This window comes from Streptomyces sp. CB01373 (assembly GCF_002803075.1).
In the GTDB taxonomy this organism is placed as follows: domain Bacteria; phylum Actinomycetota; class Actinomycetes; order Streptomycetales; family Streptomycetaceae; genus Streptomyces.
In genome coordinates this window covers 1-15,036 of record NZ_NNBK01000025.1, presented here as the reverse complement: position 1 = coordinate 15,036, position 15,036 = coordinate 1, and the positions used below count along the sequence as shown (strand labels likewise).

The window sequence follows — 15,036 nt, the reverse complement described above, 5'->3', positions numbered from 1 at the left end:
ATTCTCTGGCAGACGCCGTCACCGCCGTGGTGGCCGACGGCGACGGCGTCGAGGTCGGGCACGGTCCCCGGCCGGATTCCGGCCGTCGAGCATGCCGCTGTTCGCGTAGGGGCGGACTGGTCAGCCGATGTGGTAGCTGTCCCCGTACACCTTCCAGTCCAGCGGCGGGTCGAGGTTCAGGTTGCCCTTGCGCAGGAAGACCCGTTGTTCGGTGTCGACCCGGCTGGTGTCGCTGTGGGCCTCCTCCTGCTTCATGGCCCAGACCCGCGCATCGAGGAAGGCGTTCAGGTATGCCACCTCGCCGCCGCCCTGCGCCGGTGGCTTCGCCGTGCGCAGGGCGCGCTTGCGGATGTTGCGGAAGCTCGTGGGGTCGCTGCCGTCACCGTGCATGACGATGGCGTCGTAGTACGTGAACTGCCCCAGAACTCCCAGGCCGTCGGCCTTGCCCTGCTGGACGGCCGGGTTGAAGTACACCCGGTCGCGTTCGTCGTTCTGGGCCTGCTGGAAGGCCGTGTCCTGTGCCGCCTTGCGCCAGTCCACGGGGAAGTTCGGATCGAGTCCGGCATGCGAGTCGGTGCCGTTCACCCGGCGCAGGGCCGGCAGGTACTTGGCGAGGACATTGCCGGGCTTGCGGTCGGTGTAGAGCTGCACGAGGTCGAGCATGTCGCCGGTGCCGGAACAGAATCCGATGATGCCGGCGGTGTAGCCGCGGCCGTCGCGGATGTCCTCAATGTAGTTGTACTGGGCCTTCCAGTCGAGGGAGGAGTTCTCGGCGCTCGACACCAGTTTCATGGCGATCTCCTTTTTCGCCGGGGCGTCGAGTCCGATCGCCTCGGCGGACACCGGGGACGCCGCGACGTGCGGGGCGTTCAGGAGCGGGACTGCCACCAAGGACGCGCCGATCAGGGCGAGGAGCGTACGGCGCGAGGTGGGGAAGCGGTCTGCGGCGTCGTGGGCTGAGTGGACCACGGGGCCTCCAAGTGAGTTTGGGGGGTGGCCAGTTGGAGTCACTGATAGGAAGGTTTACTATCAGATGATCAGGGAGATGGGTACCCGTGAGGTGAGAAGTTCGTAGGGAAGAACAAGCCGCTCATTCCACCGGCCACACCCGCATGCTCCACCCGCACCGCCGCACCACAGGAGTCACGGGCGCGCCACCTGCCGCTTCGCCTTCGCCCCGGTGCTTCCACCCGTGCCGACACCACGTCCATGCCGAAATGCTGCGGCCATCTCGCGGCAGGTCAGAGGCCCCTGGCCCAGCCGGAGGCGGTCCGCGAGCACCTTAAGGATGCGCTGGTAGTCCACCGACAGCACCGACCAGTCCAGGCCCTCACGCCATACCGGCACCTGGGACTTCGGCCTCGCCGCATGCCGCGGATTCTCGGTGGCCTCTGCGTCCGCGGCGTTGCCGCTGTCCGGAGCCAGCACCGTGTCGACCCGCCTGCGGGCGATCGCCCACTCCTGCCACTCCGGCCATTCCTGCTCGGCCGCGGCCAGTTGGGCCTGGATGCGGTCGACCTCCTCGCGCAGCCCATCGATTCGACGTCAAGCGGCGAGCTCGGGAGACGTACAGTGACGGTCTCCTCTGCGGGGCAAGGACCAACGACCTGACCGCCGCCGCCCCTCATTGGTGCACGTGCCGCACATGCACCGGAAAACCGGATCAATGGGATTGTCGGCCGTGGCGTCGACTACGGGAACGCCACAACTCTCCTGGGACACTTTGGTCGCCAGTAGGTGACCTAACGTCAACTGTTTTAATCCCAGAGCGGATTGCGCCCAGTTGAGTGGCGCGCCGACTTCACCCGGCGCGCCCCTCGGCAATCCACCGGCCAAGGGATTCCCCATACCGAAGAACGACGCAGTCCCTGCCCTCTCGAAGCCCTCCAGCCCAGCCGCACCAACGTTGCGGCCTCCCAGCGGCCGGGCGAGGGGGCGCAGCAAGCCGGCTGACAGTGGCCCAAGTTCTGCCGACGGCCGTGTTCCCGATGATCGGCAGCCTGCTGTACATCGCTGGCGGCATGCCCACCGCTGCGCCAGGTCCAGAACTGGGGCGGAGGGCCGCTCCGCCTGTCGCTGAGCACCCTCGTCCGGATCGTTGACCGCGAGACCCTCCCCGCCGACCAGAAGCAGTACTTGGCGTTTCTCGTGGGCTGCGGCGTACCTGAGGAGCAGCGCGCGAAATGGCTCGCCGCGTGGAAGAAGTCGTTTCCTGACAGCGCCGCGAGCCTGAAGACGCTTACCGAAGAAGCGGCACTCCTCACGACTGCAGCACTGAGATGAGGGGCGGCGTCCCGGCCGGTCGTGGAGGCCGGCGTGACCGGCACGCGCCGCGGCCCTCTGCTTCGCGGACGACCTCGCGCAGCAGGTCATGCAGTTCGGCCACCAGCCCCGTGTCCCGCCAGCAGCCGAAGAAGGCGTACACGCGCGGCCAGGGCGGGAAGTCGAAGGGAGTCGCCCGCCACTTGATGCCGTTGTCGACGAGGTAGCGCACCGCGTCGATCATCTGCCGATCGCCACATCGATGCTCGGCTGTCCGACCACCAGGCCGGACAACGACACAGGACGGGCAGGGTCATCGGCGGCGGCGCCGGTGGAGCGGAAGGTGAGCACGATCCCCTGCCGGCGAAGAGGATCTGGGCGATGACCGTGCGGGCGACATCGACACGACGGCGCCCGGCAACCGGCCGGCGCTGCAACAGCCCGCTCGGCGACGCTAACCAAGCGGCATTTCTATCGAATCCTGGGTGATTCAGGTTGGAAACAGCTCAGCGTGCGGGCCGGAGACACGAAGTCTCCGGCCCGCGGTCAGGCACGTGGTGGAACAACCGTGCGGCTCTGCGGTCAGGCGCAGTCGGGCACGCCATCGATCTTGTGTCCGCCCTGGATGTAGATGTTGGAATCGTCGTGGGTGCCAGGTTGAGGCGCTTGTCCATGTCGAGGCGGAAGGTGCCATAGGGGTTGATGTTGGACCAGAACAAGGCGGTCAGCCCGCGCCGGTCCCCCTCGCTCAGCCTCTTTCTTCCATACCGGCTCGGCCAGCACCTGTTGCACCAGAAGCGTGTTGACGTGCACCAAGGCGGACTGGAGCAGATGCAGGGCGAGCATGGAGGTCTCCGCGTGCTCCTTGTCCGGGCCGGTCAGGGCACCGTCCTTGCCGCAGTGGAGCACGGTGTTCGCGCTGTTCCAGTTCTCGACAACCTGGAGCCCGCCGTGGATCTCCCGACGCAGGCCAGGGCTGGCCAGGTAGCCAGAGGCGAAGCTGGTCCACACAGCGCGCCCGAGTTCTTCGAGAGCCTGGTAGGTGGGGCGCTTGGGACCACCGCGGGTGAAGCGCCGCAGCACCTGCTCCGCCTCGGCAGTGCCGAGCCGGAGTGCGGTGGCGTACTTGACCATCTGGTCGTACTGCTGCTCGATCAAATCCCAGCGGATCGGCCGCGTGAGGGAGGCACCGAGCGCAGGCCAGCCGGGCGGGGTGTCGTCAGGGCGGTACAGGCGAGCGCCGTGCGTGTCGACGTAGTTCGACTCGATCTCGGCATCCGTGCAGTGCCGCAGCAGGCCCTCGATCATCGCCGCGACCTCGGACGACGAACAACTTTTGAGCTGGGAGTAGACGCAGAGGTTCTTCCGCTCGACGTGCCAGTAGATCATCACGCCGTTACCGCCGTAGCGGGCGTGGTACTCGGTCATGAAGTTCGAGGACCAGGAACCGAACTTCTTCGAGTCCGACGCGCAGGCGGTGCCGCGGCCCCACCACGCGGTGTCGCGGGCGGCGAAGGTGGCGTTCACCAGCCTCGTCACGGCGGCACGCAGGTTGTCGACGGTGACGAAGTGCCGGCGGACGTGCCGCAGCGCCGCCGCAGTCTCGCCGTGCTCGCCGGTCGCCACGATTGCGCGGATACCCATGTTGGTGCCCAGGGCGAAGAGGGCCAGCAGGAGGCGGCGCTGGAGGACGTCACATGCCAAGTCGCCCAGCGCGTCCCGGCGGTTCGCACCAACTCCTGAACGGTGTCTTCCAAAGGGGCGTAGGCGGGGGCATCATGATCGACGACTCCGGGACCGCAAGGACGGCGCGGCGACCGCGCATGTGGGCCGGCAGTGGCTGGGCCGGCCCGAGTTCGTCCTTGATCTGCTTGTAGCTCTGTTCGACCCACGGCCGCAGGCCGCCGGTCCGATCCGGCCTTCCGCACGAAATCGCAGCTGGCCGCCCACCTCGCGGGCCGCGGGAAGGAGGCGGGCTTCGGCTGCCGGGCGGTGGTCGCCGACTGCGCCTACTCCGTCAGCGTTGACGGGTACCTCGCACTGCGCGAGGCCGGCCTGGCCCAAGCCGCCGGTCGTTGACCTGCTCGAACGGTGCGCGTCCTGTGGCCCGCAGGAACCTCCCGCTGACCGGGGCCAGCAATCGAGGCTGCGCCCCGGCACCGGCACCACGCCCAACTCACTGCGCAGCACCAAACAGCCAGCTCAACCCACGTAACCGCCGCCGGACCTCCGACTCACCATGAAACCCACCCGCAGAACAGGCACGCCGCCCGGTACAACTCAACAACAGCAGGTCACAACCAAGATCAATAAGCAAGCACGACAGCTACGCCACACTCCGGGAGATCACGGCCGGTCAGCCTTGGATGCGGATTCCTCGGCTGTGATCGAAACACCATCATCGATCGGCGGAAGCTTCAGCCTCCGCTTCTCGGCCTTGTCCTTGCCGAGTGTGTACAGGGTCGTCCAGGTGTCTCCGTACTGGCCTGGGCACTCCTCGGGCGTTTCCTCTAGACCCGGACTCCACTGATAGGTGTGGGCGAGGATGACCTCGGCCCACGCGTCAATGCATGCCTTGCGCCATGCTATTTCGCTCAGATCAGGCGCGGACGTAACGATGCCGGTGGACTGCGCGGCCCCGCCGCTCGTTGAACTGCTACACCCGGTCGTTGCGGCAGCAAGAGCAAGCACGACCGCACAGACGACACTTCGGGCGTACATGGGCCACCCAGAGTTACATGACCATTCGGAAACACGGTGCGCGCCACCGCACCAGGTGCGCGCGGCAGCGGGTCCTCTATCACACACCCCGTTGACCTCGACATGATCGGCGGCCGGGACGTGATGTGTCAAAGGGAAACGTGCCGGGTGGCAAACCTGGCCAAGGAGAAACACGGGCCCGGCCGAACCTGGTCAAGGGGTGGCTGGGCGACGCGCGCGCCGGTGCCGTGCGGGACATCGAGTGCGGTGCGCCGGATGCGCGCGAGAGTGCCGGGCATCGTCGGACCACCCGTCCAGGAGCCTGCTTGAACGGGCGGGCGACCCCGCCGGAGCCAGCCAAAGGCGCCGTGCGCCCGCCTGACGGCCGACCGGGCCTCGCCCCACCCAAAGGAAAGACCACGGGCGGGGCGAAAGCCCGGGAGACGGCCGTACAGGGACCCAGAACGGGGCAGGTGCGGCGTGACCCCGGTGCTGGGCAAGCTTCCGGCGTCCTGGCGCCGGTCGCACGCCTCGTAGCCGGGACGCCGGTAGCGGGTGGCGCGCTGCGGGCAGATTTCCCAGCCCATGTGCTCGCCGCGCCGGTCCTCACCGATGACGGCAGGCTCTCACACAGCCCGTCGTCACCGGTGCAGTTGCGCAGCGCCGACCGCCCGACGCTCGCGGCCTCCAGCTCGGCATGGCGTGCGCCCCAGGACGGCGGAGTCGGCGCCGCCTCATCCGAGCCGCCCCGGCCGCCGTAGCCGCCAGACGCCCAGGAATCGACCCGGTGCTGCTCCGGGATCAGCGAGTACCCGCCGCCGGCCCCGCCGCAATCAGGTTCCGCAGCCTGCGCGAGACGACCGCACCGATCGTGCGGGTCAAGCGGGCTGGGCAACGGACGCGACAGCAGCGCGTGCCGGAACGGAACTCGCGTGGGCAAGCCTCCGGGTGTGTGATCCGCTCGATCGCGCCGTGCGGTCGATGCGTGTTCCCGGCCGGTCGGACGGGCGGATCAGCGCAGTCCGGCGAAGAGATCGTTCTCGGGTATGGCCGCGCCGGTGGCGTCCTGGACACGTACGAAGGTCTCCATGCCCATAAACTCGCCGAACCGCTCCTTGCCCATCTTGAGGAAGAAGATGTTCTCGCCCTGACTGGCGTGCGCGGCCAACGCGTCGAACTTCTGACCGCTGAACGCGGTGGTGTCCACCCACGTGGTGATCTCATCGTCGGGGAGGCCGATCTCGGCCATCGCGGCGGCCTCGGCAGGATCCGGCTCCGGCATGTCCGGATGAAACTCGCGCATGATTTCACCGAACCGCTGCATCCCCGAGCGCGGCATCGTGGTCCAGTACACCTTCGGTGTCAGCTCGGTCATCTCCAGCGCCGCCATCGTGACGCGGTGGGCCTGGATGTGGTCGGGGTGGCCGTAGAAGCCGTTCTCGTCGTAGGTGACGACCACATCAGGTCGGTAGTGCCGCATGAGTTCCGCGAGTCGGGCCGCGCCTTCCTCCACGGAGGTCTGCCAGAAGGATCCGGGGGCGTCGTTGCCCGGCCAGCCCATCATCCCGGAGTCTGCATAGTCCAGCATCTCCAGATCACTGACCTTCAGGACGTCACAGCTCGCCTCAAGTTCTTGACGGCGCATCAAGGCGACCGCCGCCGGATCGTGCCCGGGATCGCCCGGCTTGACACCACCCGGTCCGTCACCGCAACCGCCGTCGGTACACGTCACGAGAACCGTGCGGATGCCTTCCGCCGCGTACCGCGCGAGGACCCCTCCGGTTCCGGTGGCCTCGTCGTCGGGGTGGGCGTGTACTGCCATGAGCGTCAAGGGCCGGTCAGTCATGAAACAGTCCTCCTGCAGAAATACGTCTTGGTCCGAGTGCGCGGCGGGCGTACCGCGACCTTGGGGCCCGGATCCTGGTGGGGCGGAGGCCTTGTGGTCTCCGTGTTCCCCGCCCGTGCGGCGCCGGTCCCTCAGTCGATGCAACTGTGCCGGCCGGAGCATCTGTTCCCGGGGCGGCCGCTTGGCCTTCCAGGCGTCGGTGTTCGACGCGAACGAGGTACAGGGTTCAGCCCTCGCTGTCGTCGTCCTCGCCCAGTCCGGCGTGTCCAGGTCGCGCAGGAGCCGCAGGACGCCGATTGCGGTGGATGTGGCTATGGACGGGGTGGCCGTCGGTGGTGGTGACGGCTTGGGAACGGCGACGGTGCGGGAGGCGGCATTCGCCGGGCCACTCGAGACCAACACGTCAACTCAAGGCCCGACCTCGACCCCGGACATGGGGCAGACCTGCACCACCCACCAGGCGCTGACAGCATCATCGTCAGCGCCGGCGACCGCCACGTCCTGCTCAAGAACACCCCGGACATACTCAGCGAGCTCAAAGCCGAGCAGTTGGCGCGGTCTCCATACATCTCCAAGGTGATCCTCGCCTCGGGGCTGGCAGGCCGGGTCTCGTAGTCGCGGGCCGGCCCAGCTCGTAGGAGGCGGCCTTCAGGCCCATCGGCGTCAGGTTGCGCTGCGGCACTGGCCGAGACCGAGCTGAAGAACGCGGCCACCTTCTTCTGCGAGCTCCCGCAGGAGCAGGCCACAGCCTTCTGGTAGGTCAGCGACTGCGCAGCGGCGAAAGCCAAGTCCTGAACTGGAATGCCTGGGAGGGCGTTTGAAGGAGGCGAATTGCCCATCCCGCGGAGGCCTGACAACCAAAATCCATCACGCCGTAGACGGCGACGGCCGCCCGCTGGCAGTTGTAGTCACTCCGGGCCAGGTCCACGACGCGCAGGTCCTCCCCCTCTTGCTGGGCGACATCCGGGTCACGCGACTCGGCCGCGGCGGGCCGCGTACCACGCCGGACGCTCTGCTCGCAGATAAGGCGTACTCCTCCAAGCAGGTCCGCGCAGACCTCGCGGCCCGTGGCATCCGCACTGTGATCCCCGAACGCGCCGATCAAGCAGGCCAACCGCAAGAGAAAGGGCTACGACGGCGGACGACCCCGCACTCTGGACACCGAGACCTACAAGCGCAGGAACGTCGTGGAACGATCTTTCAGCCTGCTCAAGCAGTGGCGGGGCCCGGCGACCCGCTACGGCAAACTCTCGATCGTCTATCGCTCAGCAGCCGTGCTGGCGGCGGTCATCGCATGGTTACGAACTTGAGAGACACGGCCCAGTAGCTCTGCGTAGTGTTCCGGCTCCTTGGTATCCGGCCACGGGGTCCGCGCGAGAAAAACCCGTTTGGCGGACCAGGGTGGCCACTGCTACCTTTCCGGTGGCCGTGCCGGAGAGCGAGGGGGTGGTACCCGTGAACGTATTCACTTGGGTGCTTCCCTCCGGGGTCACGGTCGGGCGATAGGTCGTCCGGGAGCGCCGTTCTGAGCCCTCCTGAAAGGCACGACCATGCATTTCACTTCTGAACAGCGTCTCGACGACGCTGTCCTCGAGCGCAAGTTCACCCTCGGTGAGATCCCCGGCATCCTGTGGACGCCCGCGTCCGCGTCCGCGCCGGTGCCGCTGATTCTGCTCGGCCACCCTCCGCTCGGGCTGCACAAGATGTACCCCCGGTTGGTGGCGCGGGCCCGGCACGCCGTGGCGGATGGCTTCGCCGCGGCCACCATTGAGCTTCCTGGGAGCGGTGACCGGCCCCGTTGGGCCGCCGTCGAGCAGGCCCGTGCCGACCTGCGCCGGGCTGTGGAGGCCGGCGAGCCGGTCAGCGACGAGATCATCGACGCTCTCGTCCTCCCGCTCGTCGACAAGGCGGTCCCCGAATGGCAGGCCGCCCTCGATGCCCTCCTGTCGCTGCCCGGGATCGGGGGCCCGGTCGGGTACTCGGGGGGAGTGATCTCCATCGGCGTTCGCCTTGCGGTGGTCGAGCCGCGCATCGTGGCCGCAGGATTCTTCGCCGGGAGTTTCGTGCCTCGCGCCGTGTTCGAGGAGGCCCGTCAGCTCACCATTCCGCTGCACGTTCTGCTGCAGTGGGACGACGAGGGGAACGACCGGCAGGCGGCCCTGGACCTGTTCGACGCGTTCGGTTCCAAGGAGAAGTCCCTGTACGCCAATATGGGCGGGCATACCGGCGTTCCGCAGTTCGCGGGGGACGCCGCGGCCCAGTTCTTCACCCGGCACCTGAGGTGAGGCCGGCCCGCCGGGCCGTCGGCAGACGGTAAGCCATGTTGGCCGGGATGCTGCTCGTCGAGGGCGGCATCCCGGCTCTCCTCTGCTGTTTTTGCCGCGGGGGCCCCGCCGGCTCGGATGCTGTTGGTGAATCCGCGAGGGTCCTCGCGGCTCGTCCGCCCCGCGCTGCCGGTGCTGCTGCGCGGGCACGCGGTGGTCAGACGGGCAGGTGGGGGCGGTCAGGCGGCGGGTGGTGGCGGCGACGGCCGCGGCGGTTGCCAGGGCGATCACGGCCAGCGCAAGGAAGTAGGCGGGCAGGGGCAGTACGGCCGTCAGGCGGTAGAACTGGCCGCCGAGGACGACCCCGACGGCGGCGAACATGCCGTTCAGCGCCAGGAATCGGTTGATGTAGCCGGGTGGGGCGACGGCTGCGGCCAGTGCCAGGCCGACCGGGGCAAGCACGATCTCGCCCAGGGAGTAGAGAAGGTAGACGGCGATCAGCCAGGCCATCGATACGTCGCCGGTACGAGCGAGCAGGGCGGCCAGAGCCATGACGCAGAAGCTCAGGCCGGCCGCGGCCAGGGCTCCGGCGAACTTGGTGATCGTCGTCGTGCGCAGCCGGCGCACGAAGGGTGCCAGGAGCAGGATGAACAGCGGGTGCACGGACTGCAGCCAGCTCGCGGGGACCGTGAAGCCGAGGACATCGCGGTCGGTGTGGTGCGCGGCGAAGAGTGACAGGACGGAACCGCTCTGAGCGAAGATCATCCAGAGGGCTGCCGAGGCGGTCATGACTGCGGTGAAGTCGCCCAGCCGGTTGCGTTCGAGGGCGCTGCGGCGGCTCAGTGCGCGCAGGTAGAGAAAGGGCAGGCACACGGTGACCAGGCCCAGCAGGGCCAGCACCGCGAGCAGCGGGAGGATGCCGAGGGCGACTGCGGTCGTGGCGGCGGCGCCGGTCAGGGCGACCGCGCCGCCCTGTCAGGACGGGCCTCCAGTGCCCCCAAGGACGACAGCGTCACCGGCATACGCGCCCTGCACAACGCCGCCCGCTCCGCCATCAAAGCCCGCACCGCCGCACTGAACCAGATCGGCAACATCCTCATCACCGCCCCAGAAGCCATCCGCGCCAAGTACGGGCAGCTCAAGGGCACCAACCGCACCGATGCCCTGGCCCGGCTGCGGCCGGCCGGGGACACGGTCCACACCGCCGTCCTCACCGCGCTCAAGAGCCTCGCCCGACGCGTCAAAGAACTGACCGCCGAACACCAGGCCCTCACCAAGACCCTGGACAGCCAGGTCACCGCCCACAACCCCGGCCTGCGCTCCGCGCACGCGATCGGCCCCGACACCGCGGCCCAGCTGCTGATCACGGCAGAAGGCAACCCCGAACGCATGCGGACCGAGGCTTCCTTCGCCGCCCTCTGCGGAGCCGCCCCCGTCCCCGCCTCCAGCGGCCGCACCAACCGGCACCGCCTCTCCCGCGGCGGCGACCGGGCAGCCAACGCCGCCCTCCACCGCATCGCCCTGGTCCGCATGTCCAGCGACCCCCGCACCCGCGACTACGTGGCCCGGCAGACCACAGCCGGCCGGACGAAGAAGGAGATCATCCGGCTCCTGAAGCGTGCCGTCGCCCGGGAGATGTTCCGCTGCCTGACCACCACAGTCACCGTCCCCGGCATCGCCGACCTGCGGCCCCTGCGACAGTCCAAGAACATCACCCTCACCGCCGCAGCCCGCCAACTGGGAGTCTGGCCGGCCAGAATCTCCACCCTCGAACGTGGCATCCGCCGAGACGACGAACTCGCCCACGCCTACCGCGACTGGCTCCACACCGCTTGACGACCAATAGGAGCATCAATGCCGCCACGAGAGGAACCGGTGCGCCGCTTTCGTCCGTTCACGGGCGGCGCCGAAAGATTACGTCCAGGGTGCTACGCGTGCTCGCGCTGAGAGGTGCGGCTAGGGGGCTGCGCGGCCTCCGCCCCGTCCTCTTCGCGGTCCTTCGTCCGTCCCGCTGTATCGGGCGATGTCAGTGGTGGCAGGCAGGATGACGGGCATGACAACACCTGCAGCTGTGATCACGGATGCCGCCGCCTACGCGCAGGCGGTCGAGGACGCGGTGAAGGCGTCGGCCGCCTACTACACGGGTGGGACGTCGGCACTGGACGATGACGCCTACGACCGGCTGGTGCGAGGCATCGCCGCGTGGGAGGCCGAACATCCTGATCAGGTGCTGCCCGACTCTCCTACGGGGAAGGTCGCAGGCGGCGCCGCGGAGGGCGATGTCCCGCACACGGTGGCGATGCTGAGTCTGGACAACGTGTTCTCGCCGGAAGAGTTCACCGCTTGGACCGCCTCCCTGGCCCGGCGCATCGGCCACGAGGTCGAGCGGTTCAGCGTCGAACCCAAGCTGGACGGGCTCGCGGTCGCCGCCCGTTACACCGGCGGCCGCCTGACACAGCTGATCACACGCGGAGACGGGACGGCCGGGGAGGATGTCTCGCACGCGATCGGCACCATCGAGGGCCTGCCGACCGAACTCGCCGAACCGGTCACCGTGGAAGTCAGGGGCGAAGTCCTGATGACGACCGCTCAGTTCGAACACGCCAACGAGGTGCGCACCGCACACGGCGGGCAGCCGTTCGCCAATCCGCGCGGCGCCGCGGCAGGCACCCTGCGCGCCAAGGAACGTGCCTACACCCTGCCGATGACGTTCTTCGGCTACGGCCTGCTGCCCCGGCCCGATACCGGGACGGCGCTCACCGCACGGCTGGGTGAACTCGCGCACAGCGTGCTGATGGCTCAGGCCACCATGTTCGGGATCAACACCACCGCCACCACCGCGGTGCCCGGCATCACCGCCGGCACCGTCGAACAGGTGCTGGCCCGGGTGCAGGAGATCGCCGCCCTGCGGGCCGAGCTGCCCTTCGGGATCGACGGGATCGTCATCAAGGCCGACCTGGCCGCCGACCAGCAGACGGCAGGATCGGGTTCACGCGCTCCGCGTTGGGCGATCGCCTACAAGCTGCCCGCCGTCGAGAAGATCACCCGACTGCTCGAGGTGGAGTGGAACGTCGGCCGCACCGGCATCATCGCCCCGCGCGCCGTCCTGGAACCGGTCGAGATCGACGGCGCCACCATCACCTACGCCACCCTCCACAACCCGGCCGACATCACCCGCCGCGACCTGCGTGTGGGCGACCACGTCATGGTCCACCGGGCCGGCGACGTCATCCCCCGCATCGAAGCCCCCGTCGCCCACCTGCGCACCGGCGACGAACAACCCATCGCCTTCCCCGGGACGTGCCCGCGCTGCGGGGCCGGCATCGACGCCAGCGAGCAGCGCTGGCGCTGCGAGAACGGACGCAACTGCCACCTGGTGGCCGCCCTGTCCTACGCGGCCGGCCGCGACCAACTCGACATCGAAGGCCTCGGCCACACCCGCGTCGTCCAGCTCGTCGACGCCGGCCTCGTCGCCGATCTCGCCGACCTGTTCGCCCTCACCCGCGAGCAGCTCCTGGGCCTGGAGCGGATGGGTGAAACCAGCACCGACAACCTCCTCGCCGCCCTCGCCACGGCCAAGGGCCGGCCGCTGTCGCGGGTGCTGTGCGCGCTCGGGGTCCGCGGCACCGGCCGCTCCATGTCCCGCCGTATCGCCCGGCATTTCGCCACCATGGACAACATCCGCGCCGCGGACGCGGAATCGATGCGGCAGGTCGAGGGCATCGGCACCGAGAAGGCCCCCTCGATCGTCGCCGAACTCGCCGAGCTCGCCCCGCTCATCGACAAACTCGCCGCCGCCGGGATGAACATGACCGAACCCGGCGCCACCCCACCCGCCCCATACGAGGGCGACACCGGCGACCACGACGAGAACACCGAGCGTGCGGGAGGACCGCTGGCCGGGATGACCGTAGTCGTCACCGGCGCGATGACCGGCCCCCTGGAGAAGCTCAGCCGCAACCAGATGAACGAGCTCATCGAGCAGGCCGGCGGCCGCTCCTCCTCCAGCGTCTCCAAGAAGACCACCCTCGTCGTCGCCGGAGACGGCGCGGGGTCCAAGCGAGCCAAAGCCGAGGATCTCGGTATCCGCACGGCCGCCCCGCACGAATTCGCCGCCCTGGTCGCCGACTACATCAACTAAAGAAGCACCACAAGTCCTGAGTAAGGGCGCCTGAGCCCCACACGACAAGTTACGCGGGGCTTCGACGCAGGTCGGGCCATCGTCGCTCTAGATGTGCTGTCCCGGCAGGTTGGTGACGCGGCTGGCTGGGATTTGGCCACCGATGCCGGTGTGGGGCCGGTGGTAGTTGTACCAGTCCAGCCAGTCGGGGAAAGCCACCTGCCGCTCGAGCCCTGAGGTGCAGGGCCGCTGGCAGGCCCATTCGTCGAGCAGGGTGCGGTGAAAGCGTTCGACCTTGCCGTTCGTCTGAGGCCGCCACGGCCGGGGCCGGCGGGGGCTGATGCCCAGGACGCGGCAGGTCTGTCACCAGGTGTTCTTGGTGTAGGCCCAGGCGTCGTCGGTCAGATAGACCGCCCCGACGAACAGGAGAGGGTAGGTGGCCGGCCTCGGGGAACATCGGTACAGCGGTTAACGCTAAGCCGATGATCATGGGCTTGGTGCAGGTTGCGGGCGGAGCTATCGCAGTTCGGCGTTCGGGTGGGGCTGGGCCTGGAGCCGGTCCCGGAGGTCGATCTCCTCGGGGGTGAGGGGGTCTTCGGGGCGGCGGACGCGTACGGGCTTAGGCCGCAGCGGCAGGCCGTCGTCCACCGCGGCGGCCTCGGCTTCCGCGAGCGCCCGGTAGAGCGAGGCAACCGAGGGGGACTTGCCCGCATTCTTGCCCGTCCTGATGGTGAGCTTCTTCGCGATCTCGGGGACGGGGACGCCCTTGTCCTTCAGGGCAACGGCGAAGGTGAGCATGTCGTCGTCGATGACCTTCGGACGTCCGCCGTGGTTGCCCTTGGACGCGGCAATGACCTGGCCTTCGAGGGTCTTCTCCCGGATGTAGTTGCGCTCGATCTGCCCGGCGACGGCGAGCACGGCGAAGAACATGGCGCCCATGCCGTTGGGGTCGTAGATGCCGGTGAGCGGGCCGGTGAGGAGTTCGAGCTGGATGCCGCCGGCCTGGAGCTCGGCGGACAGCGTCATCGGCTCAGCCGCGTTGCGCGCGAGCCGCTTCAGCTCGTGGACGGTGAAGATGACCGGCGTCTCGGGGGCGGCTTCCTTGAACTGGCGGGCCAGGGCGAGCGCCTTCTCCAGTTCGGGGCGCACCTTCACGCGGGTGCTGATCTGCTCCTTGAAGACCTTGTGGCACTCCGCGCGGTGGAGGCCTTCGAGCTGGCTCGCCAGTTCCTGTCGGGCGGTCGACGTCCTCGCGTACCCGATGCGGACCGGGCGCTCGGTGCGGGGCGCGGGGACGACAGCGAGCGCCGGGCCCTGCTTCCACGCGCGGCCCGGCTGCCGGTCGGCGGGGACGGGGATCTCCAGTTCCTCGCGGAGCGCGGGGACGAGGACGAAGCGGGGGGTGTGGTACTTCGCGGCGGTCTTCCCGCCCCGGGTTCGGCAGGCGCTGCCGGCGGGGGCGTCACAGTTCGGGCAGTCGTGACGTTCTACCGCCAATGCGGCCTGATCGGGCGTGAGGTCCATAGCGGCAGCCTCTCAGAAGTGCCTCGCACAACGTGTGGGTTTCGAGAGGACTTTTGCGAACGGTGACGTGCGGAAACGGGATCACTCCGGGGCCTCTCGCAGAACTCTCACAGATGAACATTTATGAGAATGACCGTCCGTGACTCTGCGCCCTGAGGTTGCCCAACGGTGAGACTTAGCGCTCTACCTGGCCCCTTTCATGTGCACTTGGCCCGGCTGAGCGTCGTAGTTTGCCTGTCGACGAGCGGCGGCCTCCGGCGGTCACGTCCGCTGGAGTGGTGTATCGACGGCCACTCGGTGATCTCGTTTGAGGCTATGCG

11 protein-coding genes and 4 pseudogenes are annotated in these 15,036 nt (G+C 68.6%); 5 read left to right on the top strand and 10 right to left on the bottom strand.

All coding sequences use genetic code 11. The features are described from left to right. Positions 1–120 precede the first annotated feature (120 nt). The 4 genes and pseudogenes from CG719_RS31930 to CG719_RS31915 form a co-directional block, all read right to left on the bottom strand. Complete coding sequence (locus CG719_RS31930; RefSeq protein ID WP_100572198.1) at positions 121–969, bottom strand: chitosanase; 849 nt, start codon at positions 967–969, stop codon at positions 121–123. 180 nt (positions 970–1,149) lie between these two features. Next, positions 1,150–1,539: pseudogene (locus CG719_RS31925) on the bottom strand (hypothetical protein); the annotation flags it as partial. A gap of 721 nt (positions 1,540–2,260) precedes the next feature. Then, complete coding sequence (locus CG719_RS31920; RefSeq protein ID WP_100572197.1) at positions 2,261–2,506, bottom strand: transposase; 246 nt, start codon at positions 2,504–2,506, stop codon at positions 2,261–2,263. A 338-nt stretch (positions 2,507–2,844) separates the two neighbouring features. Continuing rightward, positions 2,845–3,906 carry a transposase gene (locus CG719_RS31915; protein WP_234375870.1) on the bottom strand — a complete coding sequence of 354 codons (1,062 nt, stop codon included), beginning with the start codon at positions 3,904–3,906 and terminating at the stop codon, positions 2,845–2,847. 122 nt (positions 3,907–4,028) lie between these two features. Here CG719_RS31915 and CG719_RS37625 point away from each other — a divergent pair. Next, a pseudogene (locus CG719_RS37625) lies at positions 4,029–4,320 on the top strand (IS701 family transposase); the annotation flags it as partial. Positions 4,321–4,608: 288 nt separating this feature from the next. Here the strand turns inward: CG719_RS37625 and CG719_RS35595 are convergent. Beyond that, positions 4,609–4,983, bottom strand: a complete 375-nt coding sequence (locus CG719_RS35595) for a hypothetical protein (protein ID WP_159024999.1) — start codon at positions 4,981–4,983, stop codon at positions 4,609–4,611. 991 nt (positions 4,984–5,974) lie between these two features. Further along, complete coding sequence (locus CG719_RS31905; protein ID WP_100572196.1) at positions 5,975–6,808, bottom strand: PIG-L family deacetylase; 834 nt, start codon at positions 6,806–6,808, stop codon at positions 5,975–5,977. An 817-nt stretch (positions 6,809–7,625) separates the two neighbouring features. Here CG719_RS31905 and CG719_RS31900 point away from each other — a divergent pair. Together CG719_RS31900 and CG719_RS36890 are read left to right on the top strand one after the other, a co-directional pair. Further along, positions 7,626–8,135, top strand: a complete 510-nt coding sequence (locus tag CG719_RS31900; RefSeq protein ID WP_442802759.1) for a transposase — start codon at positions 7,626–7,628, stop codon at positions 8,133–8,135. A 223-nt stretch (positions 8,136–8,358) separates the two neighbouring features. After that, on the top strand, positions 8,359–9,093 hold the full coding sequence (locus tag CG719_RS36890; RefSeq protein ID WP_100572195.1) for an alpha/beta hydrolase: 735 nt from the start codon (positions 8,359–8,361) through the stop codon (positions 9,091–9,093). Between the two features lie 309 nt (positions 9,094–9,402). Here the strand turns inward: CG719_RS36890 and CG719_RS36885 are convergent. Next, positions 9,403–9,945: pseudogene (locus CG719_RS36885) on the bottom strand (POT-type proton-dependent oligopeptide transporter); the annotation flags it as partial. Between the two features lie 102 nt (positions 9,946–10,047). Further along, positions 10,048–10,377, bottom strand: a complete 330-nt coding sequence (locus CG719_RS35980; protein ID WP_199836859.1) for a hypothetical protein — start codon at positions 10,375–10,377, stop codon at positions 10,048–10,050. Here CG719_RS35980 and CG719_RS36880 point away from each other — a divergent pair. After that, positions 10,321–10,908: an IS110 family transposase gene (locus CG719_RS36880; protein ID WP_324839237.1), complete on the top strand. Its 588-nt coding sequence runs from the start codon at positions 10,321–10,323 to the stop codon at positions 10,906–10,908. The genes CG719_RS35980 and CG719_RS36880 overlap by 57 nt on opposite strands. A gap of 217 nt (positions 10,909–11,125) precedes the next feature. Further along, a complete protein-coding gene (gene ligA / locus CG719_RS31875; RefSeq protein ID WP_199836858.1) occupies positions 11,126–13,213 on the top strand; it encodes an NAD-dependent DNA ligase LigA in 2,088 nt (695 codons plus the stop codon). Between the two features lie 87 nt (positions 13,214–13,300). Here the strand turns inward: ligA and CG719_RS31870 are convergent. Beyond that, positions 13,301–13,534 (bottom strand): annotated as a pseudogene (locus CG719_RS31870) (integrase core domain-containing protein); the annotation flags it as partial. Between the two features lie 174 nt (positions 13,535–13,708). Then, positions 13,709–14,716 (bottom strand): recombinase family protein, encoded by a 1,008-nt coding sequence (locus CG719_RS31865; RefSeq protein ID WP_100572192.1) that lies wholly within the window; start codon positions 14,714–14,716, stop codon positions 13,709–13,711. Positions 14,717–15,036 lie beyond the last annotated feature (320 nt).

Bases quoted from the DNA above. Each gene is read 5' to 3' on its own strand.
- CG719_RS31905 (WP_100572196.1), bottom strand. From the start codon at position 6,808: ATGACTGACCGGCCCTTGACGCTCATGGCAGTACACGCCCACCCCGAC.
- CG719_RS31915 (WP_234375870.1), bottom strand. From the start codon at position 3,906: ATGGGTATCCGCGCAATCGTGGCGACCGGCGAGCACGGCGAGACTGCG.
- CG719_RS31865 (WP_100572192.1), bottom strand. From the start codon at position 14,716: ATGGACCTCACGCCCGATCAGGCCGCATTGGCGGTAGAACGTCACGAC.
- CG719_RS36890 (WP_100572195.1), top strand. From the start codon at position 8,359: ATGCATTTCACTTCTGAACAGCGTCTCGACGACGCTGTCCTCGAGCGC.
- ligA (WP_199836858.1), top strand. From the start codon at position 11,126: ATGACAACACCTGCAGCTGTGATCACGGATGCCGCCGCCTACGCGCAG.
- CG719_RS31920 (WP_100572197.1), bottom strand. From the start codon at position 2,506: ATGATCGACGCGGTGCGCTACCTCGTCGACAACGGCATCAAGTGGCGG.
- CG719_RS35595 (WP_159024999.1), bottom strand. From the start codon at position 4,983: ATGTACGCCCGAAGTGTCGTCTGTGCGGTCGTGCTTGCTCTTGCTGCC.